Source organism: Robbsia andropogonis, from assembly GCF_034047095.1.
GTDB lineage: Bacteria > Pseudomonadota > Gammaproteobacteria > Burkholderiales > Burkholderiaceae > Robbsia > Robbsia andropogonis.
Genome location: NZ_CP139170.1, coordinates 145,852 through 168,441, shown reverse-complemented (window position 1 = coordinate 168,441; position 22,590 = coordinate 145,852). Strand labels below are relative to the sequence as shown.

At 57.4% G+C, this 22,590-nt stretch carries 16 protein-coding genes; 7 read left to right on the top strand and 9 right to left on the bottom strand.

Annotated features, from left to right (window positions below):
* Positions 1-674 precede the first annotated feature (674 nt).
* Complete coding sequence (locus SJQ66_RS14345; RefSeq protein WP_024904936.1) at positions 675-1,148, bottom strand: Lrp/AsnC family transcriptional regulator; 474 nt, start codon at positions 1,146-1,148, stop codon at positions 675-677.
* A 348-nt stretch (positions 1,149-1,496) separates the two neighbouring features.
* On the opposite strand from SJQ66_RS14345, the gene SJQ66_RS14340 reads away from it, so the two are divergent.
* A complete protein-coding gene (locus tag SJQ66_RS14340) occupies positions 1,497-1,790 on the top strand; it encodes a 4a-hydroxytetrahydrobiopterin dehydratase (protein ID WP_024904937.1) in 294 nt (97 codons plus the stop codon).
* Positions 1,791-2,169: 379 nt separating this feature from the next.
* Here SJQ66_RS14340 and SJQ66_RS14335 read toward each other — a convergent pair whose 3' ends face one another.
* The gene (locus SJQ66_RS14335; protein WP_024904938.1) at positions 2,170-2,391 is read right to left on the bottom strand and encodes a DUF3717 domain-containing protein; all 222 of its coding nucleotides are present in this window, start codon (positions 2,389-2,391) and stop codon (positions 2,170-2,172) included.
* A gap of 171 nt (positions 2,392-2,562) precedes the next feature.
* On the opposite strand from SJQ66_RS14335, the gene SJQ66_RS14330 reads away from it, so the two are divergent.
* Together SJQ66_RS14330 and SJQ66_RS14325 are read left to right on the top strand one after the other, a co-directional pair.
* Positions 2,563-3,243 carry a response regulator transcription factor gene (locus tag SJQ66_RS14330; RefSeq protein WP_024904939.1) on the top strand — a complete coding sequence of 227 codons (681 nt, stop codon included), beginning with the start codon at positions 2,563-2,565 and terminating at the stop codon, positions 3,241-3,243.
* A 171-nt stretch (positions 3,244-3,414) separates the two neighbouring features.
* Entirely contained in the window at positions 3,415-4,950 is a 1,536-nt protein-coding gene (locus SJQ66_RS14325) for a sensor histidine kinase (RefSeq protein ID WP_046152474.1), read from the top strand.
* A 169-nt stretch (positions 4,951-5,119) separates the two neighbouring features.
* On the opposite strand, the gene SJQ66_RS14320 is transcribed toward SJQ66_RS14325, so the two are convergent.
* From SJQ66_RS14320 to SJQ66_RS14295, 6 genes are all read right to left on the bottom strand, one after another.
* A complete protein-coding gene (locus SJQ66_RS14320; RefSeq protein WP_253464255.1) occupies positions 5,120-5,725 on the bottom strand; it encodes an SET domain-containing protein in 606 nt (201 codons plus the stop codon).
* A 19-nt stretch (positions 5,726-5,744) separates the two neighbouring features.
* Positions 5,745-6,854 carry an NADH:flavin oxidoreductase/NADH oxidase gene (locus SJQ66_RS14315; RefSeq protein WP_253464254.1) on the bottom strand — a complete coding sequence of 370 codons (1,110 nt, stop codon included), beginning with the start codon at positions 6,852-6,854 and terminating at the stop codon, positions 5,745-5,747.
* A gap of 334 nt (positions 6,855-7,188) precedes the next feature.
* The gene (locus SJQ66_RS14310) at positions 7,189-7,887 is read right to left on the bottom strand and encodes a MarR family winged helix-turn-helix transcriptional regulator (RefSeq protein WP_024904943.1); all 699 of its coding nucleotides are present in this window, start codon (positions 7,885-7,887) and stop codon (positions 7,189-7,191) included.
* A 770-nt stretch (positions 7,888-8,657) separates the two neighbouring features.
* On the bottom strand, positions 8,658-9,782 hold the full coding sequence (locus tag SJQ66_RS14305) for a YbdK family carboxylate-amine ligase (RefSeq protein ID WP_024904945.1): 1,125 nt from the start codon (positions 9,780-9,782) through the stop codon (positions 8,658-8,660).
* 156 nt (positions 9,783-9,938) lie between these two features.
* A complete protein-coding gene (locus SJQ66_RS14300) occupies positions 9,939-11,306 on the bottom strand; it encodes a cation:proton antiporter (protein WP_024904946.1) in 1,368 nt (455 codons plus the stop codon).
* 1,478 nt (positions 11,307-12,784) lie between these two features.
* Positions 12,785-15,391, bottom strand: a complete 2,607-nt coding sequence (locus SJQ66_RS14295) for a bifunctional tRNA (5-methylaminomethyl-2-thiouridine)(34)-methyltransferase MnmD/FAD-dependent 5-carboxymethylaminomethyl-2-thiouridine(34) oxidoreductase MnmC (protein ID WP_320534921.1) — start codon at positions 15,389-15,391, stop codon at positions 12,785-12,787.
* Positions 15,392-15,725: 334 nt separating this feature from the next.
* On the opposite strand from SJQ66_RS14295, the gene SJQ66_RS14290 reads away from it, so the two are divergent.
* Positions 15,726-16,004: an HU family DNA-binding protein gene (locus SJQ66_RS14290; protein WP_024904948.1), complete on the top strand. Its 279-nt coding sequence runs from the start codon at positions 15,726-15,728 to the stop codon at positions 16,002-16,004.
* A gap of 211 nt (positions 16,005-16,215) precedes the next feature.
* Here the strand turns inward: SJQ66_RS14290 and SJQ66_RS14285 are convergent, their stop codons facing one another.
* Positions 16,216-16,638, bottom strand: a complete 423-nt coding sequence (locus SJQ66_RS14285; protein WP_046152415.1) for a lytic transglycosylase domain-containing protein — start codon at positions 16,636-16,638, stop codon at positions 16,216-16,218.
* A 613-nt stretch (positions 16,639-17,251) separates the two neighbouring features.
* Here SJQ66_RS14285 and gspD point away from each other — a divergent pair.
* The 3 genes from gspD to gspF all read left to right on the top strand — a co-directional run bounded on the left by gspD (position 17,252) and on the right by gspF (position 22,567).
* A complete protein-coding gene (gspD, locus tag SJQ66_RS14280) occupies positions 17,252-19,795 on the top strand; it encodes a type II secretion system secretin GspD (RefSeq protein ID WP_320534920.1) in 2,544 nt (847 codons plus the stop codon).
* Positions 19,792-21,237, top strand: coding sequence for a type II secretion system ATPase GspE (gene gspE / locus SJQ66_RS14275; RefSeq protein WP_036012017.1), 1,446 nt, complete (start codon positions 19,792-19,794; stop codon positions 21,235-21,237). Before gspD ends, gspE begins: the two co-directional genes overlap by 4 nt.
* A gap of 67 nt (positions 21,238-21,304) precedes the next feature.
* A complete protein-coding gene (gene gspF, locus SJQ66_RS14270; RefSeq protein ID WP_046152413.1) occupies positions 21,305-22,567 on the top strand; it encodes a type II secretion system inner membrane protein GspF in 1,263 nt (420 codons plus the stop codon).
* Positions 22,568-22,590 lie beyond the last annotated feature (23 nt).

The window sequence follows — 22,590 nt, the reverse complement described above, 5'->3', positions numbered from 1 at the left end:
ACATCAGGCGATTTGTTGGATGTTTCACGTGAAACATCACGTATCCCGGGCGCTATCCCAGCGCAGTCTTAGTCAACGCCATATCTACGGTGTTTCACGTGAAACGTAGTCACGAGATACAAGAGAACGCGCGCATGCCGAGCAGCACCTATGAACCTTCACGTTCAAGCTTACGTGAAACATATGACACTACGCGTGAAAACCAACCAACGCTTCATCCGGTCAAGGCTGGTATTCAGCCTTCCGTATCACATGGATGCTGCACATAGCGTGAGACTGTAGCATCTTCCATATACTAGCATGCCAGATCTAAGCAGTTGATTTGCATGCACTTCATCAATGAAAATGATGCGTCCGGTGCCGGAGATTTTTGACATTGGCATATGCTGCAGCAAGTATTTCATTTAACCGAAGCTGATAGCTGGTTGCTACCATCGCGCAGAGATGGGGCATGCGGCGACACGATAGCCAATCGTCTACTGCAAATGCGGCGCACAAAATAAAAGCGCCATCGGCAATCCGATGGCGCTTCGTTTTTTATTGGTACTGAGTACCTTTTGTCTCCTCGTTCTCCACCACAAATTCTGTGTCGCGAACTGAAATGAAGTGTAATCAGACGGACCCACTACAACAAGATAGCATTTACCCTAGGCGCTGATCGATACGCCTACGCGCTATCGCAAATGATCAAGCGGCAATGGACCGCTGCGTTTCAACGCTTTCAACACGATGTGGGAGCGAACGTTATCCACGCCCGGCACCAGCATCAACTTCTTCATCACAAAGTTCGACAGCGTATTCAGATCCGGCGCAACGATACGTAGCAGATAATCGGCATCGCCGACCACGGCGTGACACTCCAGCACCTCCGGCAACCGGTCCACCGCCTGCTGAAACTGTTCAATGCTCGAATCGTTCTGATGCTTCAACTTCAAGCTTGTGAAGGCCATGACACTAAGCTGCAAGGCTTCTGGACGTAGCACCACTTGGTAGCCGTCGATCACGCCAATCGATTCAAGCCGCTGGAGACGACGGCCAATTTGTGACGGAGACAGCGGCACCTGCTCACCCAATTGTTGGTGCGTTGCACGCCCCTGACGTTGCAAGACATCCAAAAGCGCCAAATCGAAATGGTCCAACTCGATCATCGTGCAATCCCGCGTAAAAGAGAGGTTTCGTGCATGCTTCTTGCATAATAGCGCGAAGCCGCTACTGCCGCTATGGAACACTCACGACACGTTGCGCCCTTCTCCCCATTCGTCCGTTGCGAAAACAGCCTGTCCAAGGCGCCGGAATGGCAATCAGCCCTGCCTACAATGCTTGCCTTGCCTAAAAATACAAAAAACAGATTACCGTCTGTTAGGGACATCACTGTATGCCTTGATTTATGGAACAATGCCTAGAAGGGTTCGAGGGAGGCTTAAGCGCTTGCACCAAGGCGTCAGGCAGGCGAACCCAGGATGCGGATTTGGACGAACAGGACTACGACCATCATCATGCTGGAACTGCTTTCGACAGACGCTCGCGCCGCCTTGGCGGCGAGCGGGTGGGCACCCACCGCGGGACGCGATGCCATTCGCAAGCGCTATCAATTCGCCGACTTCAATGCTGCGTTCAGTTTCATGACACGCGTTGCACTGAAAGCAGAACTGATGAATCACCATCCTGAATGGTCGAATAGTTGGAATGTGGTCGACATCACGCTATCGACGCATGACGCTAATGGACTGACCTCGCATGACGAGACGCTGGCGCATTTCATCGATAAGGCCGCTCGCATCGCAAATTAAAGCTGGCTGGGCCCCACTCGAGCATTGGCGCGGTGCGACATTGCAATGAAAGGAGACAAATGACTTACTGCTGTTTAAGTCAGTTTTAAGCCAAGCGTCGCACTATTCACTATTAAACGCTGTAAGTGCATTGATAAAAGCCAGTGGTCAACCGATTACCCACGGTCGGCGTTATGTCATTGCATCTGCCGTTGCTTTAGTCGGTGGAAGCACCGAGTTACGGCGCCGCCACGCTTCCTAAAACCTAGCCACATACCTGATGCCGCCGTTTATCTGCCACGCTTCATTCCGCCATGCGATGCGTCGCATCCTCGGCGGCATGCGGCCGTCAGGTGGCGTGGGGTACGTATCGGATGCCATGGCAATGATAGAGGTAGGCTTACACAGCGCTACAGGCTGTCTGAAAAACATGCCACGCATCACGCGCAGTGGAATCCATTTCATCGAGCAGCACGGTGGACCGGTGCTCGTAGATCATTCGCGCATAAGTACCGCCGAGCGCGCTGGCTTGCGGGCACAAACGCAACTCGTCGCCTGTCGCGGGCGAACGATTGCGCCAATAATTGATCGCCGATTCAATCTGGATCACGGTCAGTTCCATCTTTGCATCATCCCTGCTTGCGGTGTGAACGCTACAGGGAGCATCTTTTGCTCACCGTTCCCGCCAATGCCTGCGCATCGGCATCGCGTCAGCATTGGCACGAGACCCATGCCGAACGTGAAACGTGGTGCGACGGTACGCATCCCCTCTAGCCTAAATAGAGCATAAACGATGAGACTCCTTCTAGTCGAAGACGACCGGCCAATCGCACGCGGTATCCAAAGCAGTCTCGAGCAAGCAGGCTTCGTCGTGGACATGGTCCATGACGGCATTTTTGCCGAACATGCGCTGACACAAAACCGGCACGATCTGATAATTCTTGATCTCGGCCTGCCGGGCATCGATGGCATGACGCTGCTGAATCGCTTTCGCCAGACCAATCGCCATACACCGGTGATCATCCTGACCGCACGTGACGAGTTACACGACCGTGTTCAGGGTTTGACCAGCGGTGCTGACGACTATATCGTCAAACCATTCGAACTCGCGGAATTGGAAGCCCGCATTCGGGCCGTGGCGCGTCGCAGCGGGCCGCAACAAGATGCGCCGCGTCCGGAAGTCTCGTTGGGTGGTTTGCGCCTCTCGGGCGTTGATCGCCGCATTTTCAATGACGACAAGGCCGTAGAACTGTCACCACGCGAATTCGCCGTCCTGGAACTGCTGTTGATGCGCCATGGCCGTGTCGTGAGCAAGGCGCAGTTGCAAGACCACCTGACCCATTTTGGTGGTGACCTAGGAGACACGGCCATTGAAGTGTATGTTCACCGTGTACGGAAAAAACTCGAAAATTGCCGCGTCGAAATCGTCACAGTGCGTGGCTTCGGTTATCTGTTGCAGGAAATACGAAGCTGAGTTGCTCTCCACCGAAGCACGCCGCGCAATGCCGACGGGCGGCATGCTTTACCTGAAGGAATGCCGATGACGGACCGCGTCCCCGATCAACATAGCGATCAACGCGATCCCGCCAGCGCGCGCCATTCGCCTCCCCCTTCCCTCGCGCCGGTGCGCAGCCTGCGCCAGACGATGTTGCGCCGGCTGGCTGGTCCGCTTTCAATCCTGGCGCTGGCAAGCGGTACGTTTGCCTATTGGCTTGCCTGGCAATATACCGCGCATGTCGTCGATCGATCATTGGTCGATCTGGCGAATGCGGTGGCCCAACAAATTCGTATTTCCGGCGACGATGCCACGCGAACCGTGCCACCGCTCGCCGAAGCCATGTTCTCAGACCCCGTCGACCAACTCGTCTACCGCATACGTCGTGACGACGTCGAGTTGGCAGGCAATGCCGGCTTGCCGAGCGCGGGCTCGGGCATCGTCCGTATTCACAACGCGACTGTTTTCGATGCCCGTTTCCTGGGTACAGATGTTCGCATCGCACAAGTTGTCGTCACCCAGCCCGACGGGCATAACGCTGTGGTAGAAGTGGGTCAGCGCATTGAACGCCGCTTACGACTGGCCGCCGAGTTCCTGATTGCCATTATGACGCCACTGCTGCTATTGCTGTTCGCAGGCTGGCTCATCGTCTGGCGCGTGGTCAATCAGCAATTGATTCCACTGACAACGTTGGCCGACACATTGAACCGGCAGACTCATATGTCGCTGGAGCCTGTTGACGAAACCGACGTTCCTGTCGAAATCCGGCCGCTGACAAACGCCTTGAACGCGTTGCTTCAACGACTGGGACAAGCCTTGGATGCGCAGCGGAAATTCATCGCCGATGCCGCGCACCAGCTACGCACGCCATTGACCGCGGTCAAGCTGCATGCCGATCAGGCCGGCACTGCAAAGGACCCCGAACGAATTACGCAAGCCATTGTCGAAGTACGTGCATCCGCGGACCGCGCTGTCCGCTTGTCAAATCAGTTGCTGTCACTGGCGCGCGCTGATCCAAACGAACAGATCGCACGCTTCGTCGATGTCGATATCAGCGCGCTGGCCTTCGAAACCGGCGCCGAATGGGTACCGCAGGCGTTGGACAAAGGCATCGATCTCGGTATCCAATTGCCCGGCGAGCCAGAGCCGGCGCTGGCCGATTTAGATCATGTGCTGGAAGACGACGCATTGGCGCTGCGCGTAGCTGGCAAGTCGGACGAGCCACCGCACGATCCGATGATGATTCGCGGCAATCCTGTGCTGCTCCGGGAAATCATCTCGAATCTTATCGACAATGCGCTGAAATATGTCCCGCCGCATCGGCCGCGTAATGGGCGCGTCACTGTCAGTGTGGTTCCGACGATGCGACGGTTACCCATTCCAACACCGTACCCCACCACCACGCCAACACTTGGGCCAAGACGCTCTTGCGTCGACCTGGTCGTCGAAGACAATGGCCCTGGCGTACAGCCATCTGCACAAGGCGAATTGTTCGAACGCTTCTTCCGCTGCGATGCGCACGCGGGTCGCGAGGGTGGCGCCGGACTCGGTCTGGCCATAGTTCGCGATATTGTCCGGCTTCATGGTGGCTCGGTCAGATATGAAGATGCCCGTGGTGGCGGTTCCCGTTTTATCGTCAGCCTGCCCCTCAGCCATCGGCCGCCGCATGGGGCGGTGCGTATCTGACATTACGTCAATGGATAGCAGTTTTTACGACACGCATCGCACATACCGCAAGGTACACCGCCAAGCAATCGGAAAGTATCGACAAGATCCGCCCCGCGCTAACAGTCTGATGTTCTGTATGTAGCAGTGCGACCCACGCCATTGCGGCAAGGCGCGGATATCCACATGGTCAGGCTTTCTCGCCCGTTTTTTTCTTGCCGGATTTATCGGACTTTTCTGCCTTCACCGATTTGCCTGTCGACTTATCAGCAAGCTTGCCGGATTTGTCCCGCTTGGACAACTTCGCTTTTTTGCCGTCCTTGTCCGCTTTCTTCGCCGATTTGCTGCCGTCTTTCGGCGCAAGCATCGTCCCACGGCAATTCGGCGCACCACACAAGCAAAGGTAATCTCGCTTCACTTTTTTAGTGTGCTTGCCTTCCAGTACGAGTCCGTAGTCGTAATACAGCTCTTCGCCCGCGGCGATATCGCGTCCGGCGTGTATGAACACACGTCCATCGATTTCTTCGGCTTCACAATTCGGTGCGCACGAATGATTGATCCAGCGGGCGCTGTTACCGCCCACCAGGCCATCGATGACACGGCCGTCGTCCAACGCGAAGTAAAACGTGTGATGCGGCTGCGACGGGTCATGCGGATGACGCCGCAGCGCTTCCTTCCACGAAATTCGCTCGCCTTCATATTCAAAGATTCGCTCGCCCTTCGACAATGCCGCCAGCGCAAACACGCCCCTGCCGTGAATCCCAGACCGCTTTACCGCGATTCTGCGTCCGCTCATCGCACACTCATCACTTGAATCAATAAGACGGCTTCGCCGTATCGAACAACCCCTTAACCCCATGTGGCTGCGACCGCCAGTATTGCGGCGGCGCAATGACTTGCGCGCCTAAAGTGGCGGCCGCATGCCAGGGCCAACGCGGATCGTACAACATCGCGCGGGCAATAGCGACCATATCCGCCTGTCCGGTTGCCACGATTGTCTCCGCCTGGGTCGGTTCAGTGATCAACCCAACGGCCATTGTCGGCATGCCGACGTCGCGCTTCAGGCGTTCCGCGAAGGGAACCTGATAGCCTGGTCCCACTGGAATGCGTTGCGCACCGGATAGGCCTCCGGACGATGCATCGATCCAATCGCAACCGCGCGCTTTCAATTGCTTCGCGAATGTTACCGTTTGCTCGATATCCCAACCGCCATCCACCCAGTCCGATGCAGAGACACGCACGCCAACGGGAATCGCTTCAGGCACCGCCGCACGTACCGCATCAAATACCGCCAATGGGAAGCGCATGCGATTTTCCAATGCCCCGCCATAGGCGTCATCTCGTTGGTTGGACAGCGGCGACAGAAATTGGTGCAACAGGTAGCCATGGGCGGCGTGGATCTCGAATGCATCAACACCCAGCGACACGGCACGCGTGGCGGTATCCACGAATCGCTGCACTAGTCGCGCGATCTCGTCGACACTCAGGCGTCGGGGCGCACGATCACCTTCCGCGAAGGCCAGTTCCGATGGTCCGACGGTCTGCCATCCACCGGTTGCCTCGCCGACTTGCGCTCCCCCCTCCCACGGCACCGCACATGATGCCTTGCGCCCGGCGTGACCAATCTGCATGCCTATCGGCATATCCGAGTATCTGCGCACGGATGCCAGCACCGAGGCCATGGCCGCCTGTGTCGCGTCGTCCCACAGCCCGAGGTCCCGCGATGTGATACGCCCATCCGGCTCGACCGCAACGGCCTCGGTGATGAACAAGCCTGCGCCTGAATACGAAAGATGGCCCCAATGGGTGCGATGCCAGTCATTGGCAGCGCCGTTGTCGCAGGCGTATTGGCACATAGGGGAGACAATGATGCGATTGCGCAGCGTCAGCCCTCGTATCGACTGCGACGAAAATAATGCGCTCATGACCGCTCCAATGCAGACGATTCGTGAAAAACCAACCGTTATTCTGCGGGAGAAACCGAATGCGCGCTGAGAACGAAATGAATCGTCTCATCGCTTTATAAAAAAGGTATTTGGGACAAATCGTGAGGCACGGTGCCGATAGTCGCGACCAAGGCATAAATAAGTCGACACTTCCAGGAATGGCACCGCCGTTCGTCCGGTGCGACGATCGCCGTCGCATCGGCAGAATGCGCCACCCTAATGGGCGGCGCAACATTTTGTGTGGGGATAAATCAGCGTACTTGCGATGAAATACCGCACCGTTTTGACGGTCGGTCGTGTGACCGTCGGCGGCTTACGCCGTCTGGACAAACAACTTCCAATGTTTCTTGCGCTTGGATTCGCTGGCTTCTTCCCACGCCGCGCAATCCAGTCGTATGCCCGTGTCGGGATAATCGATCTTCAAGGCGGTGCAATGGTGTACAGGCGCGACAGCACGAACCTTGGCGCTACGGGCCGTCTTCTTCGCAACCTTGCCTTCTTTTCCTGCCTCGCCCAACGGCTCGAAATGCTCGCAACTCAAACACATCCGATGCGTCGGGATATGTGCCTTGACCTCGAGCTCGTTGATTACCTTCAACAAGGAACGATACAACGCGCCCTGCTCTTCCACCGGCAGTGATGACGCCGCGGATTGCAGAAAATTAGGCCAGAGCGCCGCGCGTTTGGCCGCAGTGCGCCCCTTCGCTGTCAAGCGCACGGCCAACGCGCGCCCGTCATCGACGGCACGGCGTTTTTCCACCAGACCCTTGGTTTCGAGCGTGCTGACCGCATCGCTGGTAGTCGCCGCGGTCAACGCGGTCTGACGTGCGATCTCACCAAGACGCAACGCCGACTTACGTTGCATCAGCAACACGAGAATTTCGCCTTGCGTCGGTGTCAGGCCCGCGCCTTCTGCCCAACTCCACGCTTGGCTGCGCATGGCTGTACTCAGCCGCAACATGCCGTGGGTGATGCGTCCCATCACCTCTTCGCCGTACACTGCTTCACTCATCAATATTCGCTCTTATCTCTGTTTAGCAGGTCTAATACGTTTTCATGACAGCCGCTTTGCGTTGACGGACCCCTTCGCAACACCAACTATGTCTACACAAAAGCCGAAGGAACCGAACCCGTCACATCGAGCCATTTTCCTTCATTCGACTATTTAGACACAAACGCATATTTGGGCAAATCAGCCATTCAATCCACATACAACCCTGCGCAATCGCTACCTCGCCCGAGTATCTCCATTCCGACAATCCCACGCGCGGGATGAATATCCGGATCCATGCCGATTCACTTACGGTCTACCCACACCATCAAACCGATTTGGCAAAGCTTATCTTAAAAAGGACCAAAAAATATTACGCCATCTCGCGGTTCTACTTGATGACGTTTATGCAGGCACAGCACGCCACATCATCCGTCCGGCATTTCATTACACAAGAAGAGAACAACAACCGTCCGCACGACTGACCAAATGCCACTTAGTTCCCGCGTGCCTTTTTATACAACAATATCGCGCTCTAGTGAAACATCGTGACATAAGCCGCAAGAATTCACCACGAAGCGCATGAATGGACCACCGAATCCAGATCGAACCTTCCGATGCAACGCTTTCGGCAATTCTTTCATTCACCGTCATATTCCAGCGACCACATCAGAATCCTGTCGCAGTGCGACTATTTTAAGCGAGTATTGAAAAATATTCAGGCTTGAAATGCGTATTTCAATTGTGGAAATTTGCAACAACGCATTTCCTGGAACGCGACTTATCAATCTTCACGCCCGCACGCGACGCCAGTGATCGCACTGCTGACGAACAGCCTCGTCCAGCGCACCTTCCCGCAATACCGTCTGGCGCAGACGGGTGGCATCATTCATGCGCGCGTTCGCCGCTTGCTGAATCACCGCCAATGCCGCCTGGCCTCCCAGCGCCTCGGCATGCGGCGTGATCTGATCAATGGTCGCCAGTACCGCATCAGCGATTGTCATGCGCACATGCGAACGTGGATCCACCATTACACCATCCAGCCCAAACCGGCACGCTTCAAAACGGTTGAATGTATAAACCAGATAGTCGTCCTCGATGGGCACAAAAGGCCGATCATGCAAAATCCACCGGGCAATGGCCTGGATATAACACGCAATGGCGGATGCATGTTCTATTGTGAAGGGTGTATCCATTACACGCACTTCGATCGTGCCAAATCCCGGCTTTGGCCTGATATCCCAGTAAAAGTCCTTCATACTGTTTACGACCCCGGTCTGGCGCATCTTGTCGAAATAGACAACAAAATCGTCCCAGGTCAAGACAAAAGGCGCACGTCCGCTGAGCGGAAAGGCGAAGACAGAATTCAGCCGTGCCGAATGAAAACCGGTGTCCTCCCCCTGCACATAAGGTGAGGATGCCGAAAGCGCAATGAAGTGTGGGACGAAAGCCGAAAGCGAGTGCAGCAGATAAAGCGCATCGTCAGCGCTTGGGCAGCCTACGTGAACATGCTGCCCAAACACCGTAAATTGCTTGGCGAGATAGCCATACAGTTCTGAAATATAGTGGAATCGAGGGCTGTCGTAGATTTGTCGATCGTTCCAGCGCTGAAACGGATGCGTGCCGCCACCGGCCAGACCGACATTCAATTGATCGGCTCCCTGCACCAATACATCGCGTGCGGCGCCAAGCTGCCGCAAAACATCCTGGTAATCCGCGCAGATACCCGTGGACATCTCAATCATGCTTTCCGTGATCTCTGGCGTGATCAAGCCATCGATCGGCTCGTCTTTTACCAAGGCAAGCAAGTCCGAGGCTGCATGGGTCAAGTCATAGTTCAAGCGATCGACGATCTGGATTTCCAGTTCGACGCCAAGCGTAAACGGACGCGATTCGACAAAAGGTTCCAAGGCCATAGACTATTCGGATTACATAATGATGTGACACGGCAAACCGCGAAAAATAATGCACACGACAACGTGTTCGCCGATTTGAAAACCATCGAAGGCGTTGCGGCGTACAGCAATGCCTTCCATGTACGATACCCCACCGGTCAAACCACGACGATGCATTCAACCGGCGCTGCCTGCCTCACCGGCCGCCCTTTCCTTACCGCCACGTCGTGCCCGGCCGGCCTCGGCCGCCCGTGCAGAAACAGGGATTCGCGGCGCCTCCTGGACCCACATCAGCGCCCGGTAAATACAAACCGGCAAAATCAACTGCGAGGCTACCACCGCGCACATCACGATGGCCTTCAGCCCGGGGTCGAATGACGGGTAAAGAAGGAACGTGTCACTCATCAGCACAAAGGCGAGGGACGACATCGGGGTCAGACTGATCCCCAAGGCCAGTCCTTTGCGCACGCCTATCCCGGAACGACGCGCAAACAAGGCGGTCATGCTGATTTTCGCCATGGCACGCGCGGCCAGCACCACGACGGCGACCAGCGCTCCGGAAGACAAGTCGGACCACCGGAACGTTTCCGTGGTAAGGACAAACAGGATCACCGTGATCAACCAGGTCGCCGAACCCGACTCCCTTGCCCATCCACGCGGACGCTCTCCGTGATTGCCGAAAATCATTCCCGCGACCAGCATCGCAAGAATGGGAGACAATTTCAACAAATCGCAGACGCCGATACCTATCAGCACCGGACCGTACAACATGACGACACCCGCGGTCCGGTCACGCGCGCCCGCCGGCACGAACTCGGCACGTTGCTGGGCTGGCCCGCCACCCCACTCCGCGCGCGCGACCACGTAGGTGCCGAGGAAGTGAAACGCCACCGCTAGCGCCATGCCAACTATCACGGAACCGATAATCAGGTAAGCCGGTTGCAACAACGACGCCGCCAGGTCGCCATAGAAGACTTGGTGGGGCCAGGCCGAGCCTAGTTTGACGACCAGCACGGCATAAATGCTATTGAGGCCGCTAAGCACCAACATCCGCTCACTGACCTGCCCTTGCGCACGCAGTTCGCCACGCAGGTGTAGCAACATGGCTGGCGCGCTTGCCATCGCCAGACCACCGAGTATCCATGCGGTCATCGGCGCCACACCACAAAGTAATGCGAGGCCTGCGACCAACAAAAGGGAAAGCGTCGCTTCAGCCAAGCTCATGACAATCAGCCAGGGGTTGTTCCGTATCCAGCGCAGTGATACATGACCGCCCAGTTGAAATAGCAAGACACCCAGCGCGACATCGACAAGCAGGCGCGCATCCGGCAGTAGCGTCGCCACCGCGCCATGGTCTTTGTTGAAAACCCCGCACAGCCCGGCGAGCACCCCCACCAGCCCGTATCCGCTGACGCGCGGAATGTGCCAGCGACGCCAGCCCAGCTCGCCAAAGATGCCGGCAAACAACAAGGCGATCCCAGCCCAAAGTACGTCGTCAGCCATCCAATTCGATGACGACGGCAAGAAAGAAAAAGCGGCATTCATTTGGTGCTGTCTCCCATGACATCCGGGGACTCGCGCACAGGGGTGCGGCGTCCCTCTTGCTATTGACCTGCCGCGTTACCCCGAATTAGGTGCAAACGGCCTCAAACACCGTACGCGGCCCGAGAAGCATCAAAGACACCCCAATGGCCGCTCAATGCTTGGAACTGGCTCCTGGACCCCTTGGAAGGCCTCCAGATCGATTGTACCGATCGACTGAACGATGACTTTCGCCGCCTATCGACGGATGGATCCACTCATTTCGATCCGGCGGGCAGTCATTCTGCCACAGCATCGCGCTGCTATTTGCGTTCCAGACGACCATCACGGCGAGCAAGGGCAGTAATATGAATTACATTCATGCTGCAAATGCACCGTTTGGTGCGTTCTGCCAAATACGATTCTTTCGTCACATCACGATCGGCGACTCCACGTCATGGCGAAGACGCCGCCCAGATCATTCGCATTGGTGTCACGACATCCTGTGAAATATCGGGGACATCGCTCGTGCCCCATATTTTTCGCCTGTCTTTTAAACGATAGCGTTTACTTTGTTTACGTATGTATACGTAGTAATAGTTAACAAAGGACCGTGATTTATGTGGATAACCCCGTTAACTTCCCTGTTAACAACGTGTTGAATATGCTGTATACCCCGGGACAAACACGGTATGACAAGTGCATGTTATCGCGTTCTTTCGATGGAAGTAGGGTGAAACGCCAATTCTTCAAGATCCATGCACATGTAATCCCCACCTTTTGCGCCCAAATCGCTTTTTACGCAGGCTCTTTGCATCGGCGATCCCGGTTTTTCACAGACACCGATTTCACACCAACGAACGGTCCTGATCGACAAGGGCTGACTTTCGCCGATTTCGTACGCAAAGCAATTGCTGCAAGGTTGCTTATTTTATAAGCGGGCACATCGAGAGCTATCTCTTGAGTAGATGGACATATTTACTGCCTTTTTTGAAGTGGCAGTGATGAAGTTCAGTGGGTTCTTCACATTGTCAACAGAAACGGAATACCTTCCATATCGTTAACTCATGTTTACCTTAAGTAAACATAGTAGTAGTTAACAAAGGTCGATATTTTCTGTGGATAAGCCTATAATTATCATATTTTTCATATAGTTATAGTATTCATAAGGTCGGTATGCTTCGGGGATTGTTGCATGGAAAAGGCGCTTCCCTCGACACGCTTATCATTCTGTTTCGGGGTTATGCAGAAATCGTCAACGCTGCACCGCCCCATTACTAACAAAGTTATCCACAAGATTGCAGCGGGCTTTGCCTGGCAAGTGCTTTTATTTTGTGAACAAGATCGGAACGAATCAGCGAGAGTCTGGTCGCATTGCACGAGGCCATGTTCCGCTGATGGCTTCAGGGTGGTAAAGCAGTCGTTCGCTGGAGGAACACATCCGTCGATAAACGTCCGCTTAAATCGCTGCGGCTGTCCAGACCCAGTCAAGAAAGTATTTTTTACCGAGGCTCGCTTGACGAGCGCCGCAGGTGTCGAAGAAGAAATCGCGCCGGATCCATCGCGTCTAGGAGATCGTTTTCGATCGGCGCGGGCTCTCCTTCAATGAGGCTGGCAAGGCATTCCGCGGCGAGGGCTGACCACAGAATGCCACGTGAGCCCAGGCCGAATATGCCGAACAGGCCTGGCATTCGTGGCACATCGGCAAGATGGGCGCCGCGTAGGGCGGACGCTTTCGCCAGCGCGACTTCTGTGTTTGGCAATTGCCCTACAAACGGCATGCGGTCGCCTGTTACACAACGAATGGCGGCACGGCCACCAATCGTATTGTTTAATAATTGGTCATTGGATGCGCAGGGGTCTGCTGACAACGCTAGAAATGTGTCTGGTGGGAGATCCAGCAATAAGGCCAGGCGTGCAAGGTTATCGCGGTGTTCCGCATCGCGGATAGCGGTACTTGTGTCGCCTATTTGATAGCTTGCACCTGTCAGTAAGGTTGCTCCAATGTCAGACGGATTGCCTGTCCTGCCTTCATGTTTCGCATGCGCGGGTGTCGGCAAGGGAATCACGTAAGCACCACCGATCAGTGGCATTTTCAATGCCTGCAACGTGGCATGAGCGGCGGAAAGCGGCGTGTCTTCAAAAGTGTCCGCCCGTGTATGGACACTCCTGATTTGAGGCACTAGAAGCAGTACCGTCAATTGACCTCGAACCGGCTCCGTCGGCAGAAAATTTATACCCGCGACACGCTCCGCGTCCGATGCGTTCGCCAGTACGACAATATCGGCGGACGCGATGATCGTATTTTCTGCGTCGTACGCGTGCCACGTACCATCGTGTTGTGATACGCGTGCGACATGCACGCCGAATCGGATATCCAGTGGCGACACGTCATGAGCGGTGTGGGTATCGATGAGAGGAGCATCATCGGGAGCCCTTCCTGTTGGTGTCTTCGCGTGCGCTGCTGATCGCGCGCGGTGAAGCATGCAATCGATGAGCGACCGCGGATCGATCCAGCCGCCCTCCTTGAACCACCATCCGTCGCCTTGAAGGGAAACGCCTGTAAGCGCATGGATAATGGGGGAGGTTACTCGTTCGGCGATAGAAGCAGGCAGCCCTGGTGCTTCTGGCACATCTCCGCCCTCATCCTCTGTCACCGACAACGACGGCGCACTGGCCGGAATCTCCATTGCTTTATTGGGATTAGCGAGGTCGGTTACGATTTTTTGGGTTCTACCGCGTGCATCGAGATCGTCAGCGTTGGGAACGCTGGTGCCGCTGACGCGCGCGATCCGCTGCACCAACCCGGTGTCAGACCAACGCAATCTACGATGTGTGCTGAGCGTGCCAATGTGTCCGGCCCCGTCAGTGTCGTGACGGTCGAGATTTCGCCAATAGCGCAACGCATATAGGAAAGCGGCACGGCTCCATCGGGTCGCGCGACCTTCGTCTCGCGTCACCACAGGATGAAAAATGCCGGCAGGATTCCCCGAGGCGCCTTGGGCTGCCCGCTCGGACCGCTCTATCAGCACGACGTGCCAACCGCGGCGTGTCAATTGGTCTGCAACCGCGCTGCCGGCAACGCCAGCGCCGATGATCATGGCCGTACGATGTTTGCTTGTCGCGTTGGCCGGACTATCGATGCCTGTATCGCCTGGTTGGCAAACGGCCGGAACCGGAGGCGGATGTCGACGAACACGCCAGCGTGGCGCAAAGGGGCCGGCGCTCATTTGTCGCTTGCCGCCGAAGCCGGGCAGGCGACGCACGGCGAAACCCGCATCGATCAGATCGCGCCGGACCTGTCCCGCACTGGTATAGGTAGCAACCGTGGCACCCTCGTCAGCCATTCGAGCAAGCGCTTTGAACAGACGGGGTTGCCACATCGCTGGATTGCACGCGGGCGAGAAGCCATCCAGATAGAATGCGTCGGCGCGCAGCCGCATCTGGCCCGCGCATTCGCAGGCATCGCCGAATACGAGGGTGAGTACCACCCGGTCATTGTCGAATGACAGGCGATGCACCCCGTTCGTCAGCACGGATGGCCAGGCATCCACGAGGGCATGAATCAGGGGTGCCAGGTCGGCCCGGTCTTGCGCATCGGCATCGCGGTCCGGTCCCCCGTCGCGGAAGGTGCCGTTTGTAGCGGTAACTCCTTGATGCTGCATCAATGCGCGCTGCATGTCATCCCGGACCAAGGGATAACGTTCAAACGAGACGAAGTGCAATCGTGGACCATCCGGTCCGGTCGAAGACACGACACCCTGGGGCGTGCCTTCCGCTCCCGGCGCGTGAAAGCCGCCTTCCGGAGTGGCAATGGATGACGATGATGGCATCGCGGCGCCGTGGAAGGTGCGCCAGCCGAGCCAGGTGGCCAGGAAATTTAAACCGGTACCGAAGCCGGTTTCGACAATTGTGAAGCGCCGCCTGCCCCGCCAACGCCCTGGTAAGCCATTTCCAGCCAGGAAAACGTGACGGGCCTGCCCCAGCGCACCTGCCGCACTATGGTAAATATCACCGTAGGCTTCACTGAATGCGGTGCCGTCCGCACGGAATGACACGGCCGCCGGTGTAAGGCCATGTTGTGTCAAACTAGGCTTTTCAGCGGTCATTTCGGCGATTTTGACAGATGTTGCCCGATTTTATTGGTTGCCAATGGCAAGCTGAGGTTATCGATTGCATTGGCTGGGCCGCTGCCAGGAGGTGTTCTGAGAGGCCGAAGCCGGGCCAAAACCGCCGCAAACGGTACGATATGATAGCAAGCGGCCCTATCCACGGGGCGTCCAGCGTGTATCATGTGTCGCTGAGATCGGACTGGTTGGTACTCGCGCCCCGGTAGGCTGGACGTGGGATACAAGTTTTCCGACTGTCGATCGATTTCGAACGACAGGACCAAGACGGTCCTGGACCGGTCCAAGTTTTACCTTAATCCGAGAAAGGAGCCTTATGAACAAACAAGAACTGATCGACGAAATCGCGAAGAAGACTAGCCAAAGCAAGGGTGCCGTGACGGAAACGGTAGACGCGTTCATGGAAACCGTGAAAAGCGCTGTTGCCAAGAGCGACACCGTGCAATTGGTCGGCTTCGGCAGCTTTGGCTCCGGTCAGCGCGCCGCGCGTGAAGGGCGTAACCCGAAGACTGGCGAAACGCTGCAGATCGCAGCAGCCAAGACGGTGAAGTTCACTGCGGGCAAGGCGTTCAAGGACGCTGTCAACGCGAAGTAATTCGCTGCCTGGCTGCAAGGCAGGGAGGTCTGCGATGACCTCTCCGGCGCACGATGCGATGGCCTGCCCGAGACGGCGAGTGGCGCTTTGCGCGCGGCGCCCTCCTCCGCCACGTCATCGCGTGCTGCGCTTGCCGTACGTATTGCCTCTCCGAAGGGGCATTGCGTCCATTTCAATCCTCCCGCATTAATCGCTCCTTCTCCGCGCCGCTTTATTTTTCTGTAGCCGGCATGACATTCCATCGTCGCAAGATCGCGATGATCTGACGCGCGTATTGGTCTCGCAGTGTCGGCGTCTCCGAATGGTACGCGCCTACCGCTGCCCAGCTATTGCCGTACTTGTCCATCTTCTGGCGCAGATGCCAGGCCGCCACGTAAACATTGGCGCATGGGTTCATCAGCTTCTCTGACGAGACCCCGTATTGCGCCAGCCTTGGCAGGTGGATCGAATTGATCTGCATAAGGCCGTAGTCGATCGACCCATTGTTGTTGACGTGCTTGGCGGCAACGTTGTCATGTGATTCCTGCCATGCGATAGCGCGCAGGATCAGCGGATTCACCTTCTGATACTGTCCGGCAGCGGTGAAGCAATCCGCCGCGTATGCAGGACAAGCTTTCATCGCAAGTAATGGCATGCTTGCGAGACAAAGCAGTTGCGGCACAGTCCAGTGTCGGGGCGAACGGGTCATGCTTCTTGTGTCGTAGCGTCAGCGGTTGGCGTTATTGTTGGCACGGCTATTTTAACGCCGTTACGACTTTCATTAACCTTGCATGCCGAATACGTGGTGCAGTACGAACAGGCATGTCGGGCGCAAGATCCAGACGAGGATGTATCACGGCGACAGCGCGCAACAGGGCTGTACTCAGGGTATTCGCCAATGCACCCGATCAATTTCTTAGATGTTCAAACGACTGACACAAACAAACGCATAATGAACGGTTACGCCGAACGGAATGATAAGAACGGTCCAAAACGGCGGAACGTCGGCGCATATAAGCGTTACTAGGTCTGGCGATATGGCAGGCCAGCGTTTACCGTGTGCTGCCGAGTCGTTTAGCCATAATGACGTATTCCACTCACATACATCTGCGCCAGCCTCCGATTGTGAAAAAATTATCGCTGAAACCTGATAATGTTTCGCTGAATGTACACGCCCGCGTGTTCGGGGGCGTCATCCAGGCCGCCGATGTTCCTCTTTCTGGCGGCCGGGTGTGCGCCGTGCAGTTAGCCCTCTGTTGCTTGACTCTATGACGACTCATTCTTGGACGGCACTGCCTGCGCGGCGTGCCGTGCTGGCCGCCTCGTTGTTGTCGGCACTCGTCGTGGCGCCTCTCGCCCGCGCCGATGTGACGCTGAACTTCGCAAATGCTGATATCGACCAGATTGCCCGTGCAATTGGTGCCGCCACCAATCAAACGATTGTGGTGGATCCCCGGGTCAAAGGCCAGTTGAGCCTGCAATCTGATCGCCCCGTTTCCAATGAGCAAGCACTGAAAACCTTACAGGCCGCGCTGCGGATGCAAGGTTTCGCACTGCTTGAGGACCACGGCATCTTGAAGGTTGTACCTGAAGCGGATGCAAAGTTGCAGGGTGTGCCCACCTTTATCGGCAACCGGACGCAGGCGCGGGGCGACACAGTGGTCACGCAGGTTTTCCAACTGCATAACGCATCGGCAAATAACCTTTTGCCGGTAATACGGCCACTGGTATCGCCGAATAATACGGTGGCGGCCTATCCGAATACCAACTCGATCATCGTCACCGACTACGCCGACAATGTGCGTCGGATCGGCTCGATCATTGCGGGTATCGATAGCGCCGAGGGCACCAATATAGACGTGATTCCATTGGCAAACGCCAATGCGCAGGACGTTGCGGCGGAAGCAAGTAAGTTGCTCGACCCGGGCGCGATAGGTGCTACCGATGCAACGTTGAAGGTGAATGTCAGCGTCGACAGCCGGACGAATTCCGTGATTCTGCGCGCGAGTAACGCGGCGCGGATGCGGATGGCTCACGAACTGGTACGGAAACTTGATTCGCCCACGCGCGAACCAGGCAATATCCATGTGGTGCCGCTGACCAATGCTGACGCAACGACTTTGGCGAAGACGCTGCGCGGGATGATGGGACAGTCGTCGGATAGCAAGGGCGCGACGGCTGGCAACAGCTTGTTCGGCAACAGCGGTGGTCAGTCCGGAAGCGGTGGCGGCCTGGCCAACAACAATGGTTCGTTGCCGCCATTGCCAAGTGGGACGAGTAATAGCAGTAGCTTTGGCAGCACCAGCGGTTCCAGCGGCAATAGCAGCGGAATGGGCGGCCTGGGTGGCAACAACGGGACCGGCAACGGCAATAACGGCAACAACAGTGACGACAGTGCGGACCAATCCGGTTCTGGGATGATCGTTGCAGATGCCTCGACGAACTCGTTGATCATCACCGCACCGGAGCCGGTGTACCGGAACCTGCGCAACGTCATCGCGCAACTGGATCAGCGCCGCGCGCAGATTTACATCGAGTCGATGATCATCGAGGTGTCGTCGACGAAGACCGGGCAATTCGGCGTGCAGTGGTTGTTCGGCGGCAGTGGGAATAACAGCGTTTTCAGTATTGGGAACGACTCGAGCAATTCTGCGACATCCATCGCAAACGTCTCGAGCACCGTTGCCGGTTTGTCCTCCGGTACGACGTCCTTGTCGAGCATCACGAGTAACAGTGTCTATGGCATCGGGATCATGCACAACTTCGGCAGCCTTCTTGGCGTCGGCGGATTGTTGCAAGCAGTGCAAGGGGATAGCGATGTCAATGTTCTGTCCACGCCAAACCTGATGACGATGGACAATCAGGAGGCTCGCATCCTGGTGGGTTCGAATATCGGTGTGCTATCCGGGACCATTGCCAATACCTCAAGTACGAGTACCAGTTCGACAGCAGCCTACAATACATATAACCGCATGGACATCGGCACCATGCTGAACGTGCGTCCCCAGATCAATCAGGGCGGCACCATCAAGCTGCAGATCTACCAGGAAGACTCCAGTCTGGCGTCGGCATCGGGGGATACCAACCCCACCATCAACAAGCGGTCGTTGCAAACCACCGTGCTGGCGGACAATGGTCAGATCGTTGTGCTCGGCGGGCTGATCGGGGATAAGGTCACCCAGAGCAATAGCCGTGTGCCTTGGCTCAGCGCAATACCGGTCATCGGTGCGTTATTCCGCAATGAATCAAAATCGCGTACCAAAACCAACCTGTTGCTGTTCCTGCGCCCCGTTATCGTTCGCGACGAATCGACGATGCGCGATATTTCAATGAACCGTTACGATTACATGCGTGCCCTGTCGGCGAACTACACGCCCAACAACTGGGTCATGAAAGAGAAGACCAATCCGGTACCCGCGCCGATTGCGCCGAATACGGAAGCCCCTATCGGCCGTGCAGTGATCAACCCGGATGGCACGCCAGGCAACCAGATCAATGGCCTGACCGATCTGCGCGACCGCGAACGCGCGGTGGGTGCCCCGATGGTGTCGCCGAACGTCAGTCAGCAACCGCCGTACGTGCCGGATAATAGTGTGCCGTCGCGCGGACAGATCGATCCCCCCGCGCCAATGCCGCCGGCCTACGTGACGCCAAATGGGGTGGTCGCCACGCCAGTGCCGTCAACCACCCGCCCGGTAAACGGCGCTGAGTTGCGACAACATTCGCCGTTGACCTATCCGAAGGCACAGGTGCCTGGCACACCGGCCTACGTCCCGTCTGATAGCACGTCATCCGGTGCGGCCGCGCCATGAACACGACCGATGTTCCGTCCCTGGACGCCACGCGGCTGATTGGCTATAGCTTCGCGCGCAGCGCGCAGGTGCTGGTCGCGCATCGGCATCCGGACGGACTCGAAGTATGGATCAGCGGCCGCACGCGACCGTCGGCGCTGGCTGAAATGGGTCGGCGTTTTGGCACCATGCGGCTGGTGCGCAAGTCCGATACCGAACTCGCCGACCATATCAACCGCGCATATGCGATGCAGGACAGCAGCGCCGCGCAGGTCGTGGGCGAAGTGGAAGGCGAAGTGGATTTGTCCCGCCTGATGCAGGACATTCCCGAGATCGAGGATCTGCTCGAGTCTGAAGATGACGCGCCGATCATCCGGATGATCAACGCGCTGTTGACCCAGGCAGCGCGTGAAGGCGCATCCGATATTCACATCGAACCGTTCGAGCAGTCGTGCGTGGTGCGCTTTCGCACCGATGGCACGCTGCGCGATATCGTTCGCCCTAAAAAAGCGCTGCACGGTGCGTTGATCTCGCGGATCAAGATCATGGCGCAGCTCGATATCGCGGAAAAGCGCCTGCCACAGGATGGCCGGATCACGCTGCGCGTGGGGGGGCGTCCGGTGGATGTGCGGGTGTCGACGTTACCGACGGGCCACGGCGAGCGAGCCGTGCTGCGTTTGCTGGAAAAGGATGCGCAGCGGCTGAACCTCGATGCGCTCGGCATGGCGAAGTCGACGCAACAGCGTTTTGACAAACTGATCGGCAAGCCGCATGGCATCGTCCTCGTGACCGGCCCGACCGGGTCGGGCAAGACCACGACCTTGTACGCGTCGATGAGCCGTCTCGAGACCGCGTCGACCAATATCATGACCGTCGAGGACCCGATCGAATACGATCTCGCAGGCGTGGGCCAGACCCAGGTCAACGATCGGATCGGCATGACCTTCGCTCGGGCGTTGCGATCGATTCTCCGTCAGGACCCGGACATCATCATGATCGGGGAAATCCGGGACCTGGAGACCGCGCAGATTGCAGTGCAGGCCTCGCTGACGGGCCATCTGGTGCTGGCGACGCTCCATACGAACGACGCGGCATCCGCGGTGACGCGGCTCGTGGACATGGGTGTCGAACCTTATCTGTTGGCGTCGAGCCTGCTTGGTGTGCTCGCGCAGCGGCTGGTCCGGCAGTTGTGCCCTGCGTGCAAGGTCGAACGCGACGGGCAGTGGCATCCGGTGGGGTGTGACCGCTGCGCGCGAACTGGTTATACCGGACGGCGCGGTGTCTACGAGTTGCTTGAGCTGGATGAAACCATTCGCAAACAGATCCACGATGGAGGCAGCGACGCGGCGATTCTGGCGACGGCGCGCACCCGCGGCATGCAGACCTTGCGCGAGGACGCCGAGCGCTGGTTGTCGACCGGTGCGACCTCACTGGAGGAAGTGCTACGCGTGACCGGATCCTAGCCCCGCTTCTTTTCATGGCGTCCGGGTGCATCGTGGAGGTGCCCGGTCTGCCTCAAGGTTTCTCACCATGCCAGCATTCCGTTTCGAAGCGATCGACGCAAAGGGCAAGACCCAGCGCGGCGTCATCGACGCCGAAAGCGCCCGTGGCGCGCGTGGGATATTGCGTGCGCAGGGACTGACGCCGCTCGTGGTCGAACTAGCCGGGCGTCATACGTCCGGCCAGGGCGCCGGCGGTGCATCGGCTACCGCCGCCGCGGATGACCAGGTCAAGCGCAGCCGTCTTGCATTCGGCCGGCGCTTGTCGCCACGCGAGCAAGGGCTGTTCACGCGTCAGCTCGCCAGCTTGTTGGTGGCGGGACTGCCATTGGGCGAGGCGCTTGGCGTGCTCTCGGAGCAGGCGGAACGGGATTATGTACGGGAACTGGTCGCCGCCATCCGCGCCGATGTGCTGGCGGGACAGTCGATGGCCGGCGCGCTGGCGCTGCACCCACGCGACTTTCCCGATATCTATCGCGCGCTGGTATCGGCGGGTGAACATACCGGGCAGTTGGGGTTGGTGCTGACGCGGCTTGCCGATTATGTAGAGCAACGCAATGCGTTACGGCAGAAGATCCAGTTGGCGTTTACGTATCCGGTGGTGGTGACCTTCATCGCCATCGGCATCGTCAGCTTCCTGCTGAGTTATGTGGTGCCGCAGGTCGTCAGCGTGTTTTCGAACAATAAACAGGCGCTGCCTACGATCACGTTGGTCGTGCTGGCGTTGTCGGATTTCGTTCGGCATTACTGGTGGGCCGCACTGCTGGCCGTCATCGCCGTGACGTGGGTGGCGCGCAAGATTCTGCGTATGTCGGGACCCCGCCTTTCCTTCGACCGCTGGTTGCTGACCGCACCCCTGGTGGGGCGGCTGGTGCGTGGCTATAACACCGTGCGGTTCGCTAGCACGCTGGGCATTCTGACGGCGGCGGGGGTACCGATCCTGCGGGCATTGCAGGCGGCCGGTGAGACGTTAAACAACCGCGCGATGCGTCGGGTCGTTGACGATGCCATCGTCCGCGTGCGCGAAGGCACGGCGTTGTCGCGAGCCTTGCACGGAACACGCACATTCCCCCCGGTACTGGTGCATCTGATTCGCTCCGGCGAGGCGACCGGCGACGTGACGACGATGCTGGATCGTGCCGCTGCCGGCGAAGCGCAGGAATTGGAGCGCCGGACGATGTTTCTGACAACATTGCTGGAGCCGCTGCTGATCCTGGCAATGGGCGGTATCGTGTTGGTGATCGTGCTGGCGGTGATGATGCCAATCATCCAGCTCAACCAGATGGTGCAGTGATGAACACGACCACCTGGAGGGTA

Excerpts from the sequence above, each read along its gene's own strand:
- SJQ66_RS14345 (WP_024904936.1), bottom strand. The coding sequence starts at position 1,148 with ATGATCGAGTTGGACCATTTCGATTTGGCGCTTTTGGATGTCTTGCAA.
- SJQ66_RS14340 (WP_024904937.1), top strand. The coding sequence starts at position 1,497 with ATGCTGGAACTGCTTTCGACAGACGCTCGCGCCGCCTTGGCGGCGAGC.
- SJQ66_RS14335 (WP_024904938.1), bottom strand. The coding sequence starts at position 2,391 with ATGGAACTGACCGTGATCCAGATTGAATCGGCGATCAATTATTGGCGC.
- SJQ66_RS14330 (WP_024904939.1), top strand. The coding sequence starts at position 2,563 with ATGAGACTCCTTCTAGTCGAAGACGACCGGCCAATCGCACGCGGTATC.
- SJQ66_RS14325 (WP_046152474.1), top strand. The coding sequence starts at position 3,415 with ATGTTGCGCCGGCTGGCTGGTCCGCTTTCAATCCTGGCGCTGGCAAGC.
- SJQ66_RS14320 (WP_253464255.1), bottom strand. The coding sequence starts at position 5,725 with ATGAGCGGACGCAGAATCGCGGTAAAGCGGTCTGGGATTCACGGCAGG.
- SJQ66_RS14315 (WP_253464254.1), bottom strand. The coding sequence starts at position 6,854 with ATGAGCGCATTATTTTCGTCGCAGTCGATACGAGGGCTGACGCTGCGC.
- SJQ66_RS14310 (WP_024904943.1), bottom strand. The coding sequence starts at position 7,887 with ATGAGTGAAGCAGTGTACGGCGAAGAGGTGATGGGACGCATCACCCAC.
- SJQ66_RS14305 (WP_024904945.1), bottom strand. The coding sequence starts at position 9,782 with ATGGCCTTGGAACCTTTTGTCGAATCGCGTCCGTTTACGCTTGGCGTC.
- SJQ66_RS14300 (WP_024904946.1), bottom strand. The coding sequence starts at position 11,306 with ATGAATGCCGCTTTTTCTTTCTTGCCGTCGTCATCGAATTGGATGGCT.
- SJQ66_RS14295 (WP_320534921.1), bottom strand. The coding sequence starts at position 15,391 with ATGACCGCTGAAAAGCCTAGTTTGACACAACATGGCCTTACACCGGCG.
- SJQ66_RS14290 (WP_024904948.1), top strand. The coding sequence starts at position 15,726 with ATGAACAAACAAGAACTGATCGACGAAATCGCGAAGAAGACTAGCCAA.
- SJQ66_RS14285 (WP_046152415.1), bottom strand. The coding sequence starts at position 16,638 with ATGCCATTACTTGCGATGAAAGCTTGTCCTGCATACGCGGCGGATTGC.
- gspD (WP_320534920.1), top strand. The coding sequence starts at position 17,252 with ATGACGACTCATTCTTGGACGGCACTGCCTGCGCGGCGTGCCGTGCTG.
- gspE (WP_036012017.1), top strand. The coding sequence starts at position 19,792 with ATGAACACGACCGATGTTCCGTCCCTGGACGCCACGCGGCTGATTGGC.
- gspF (WP_046152413.1), top strand. The coding sequence starts at position 21,305 with ATGCCAGCATTCCGTTTCGAAGCGATCGACGCAAAGGGCAAGACCCAG.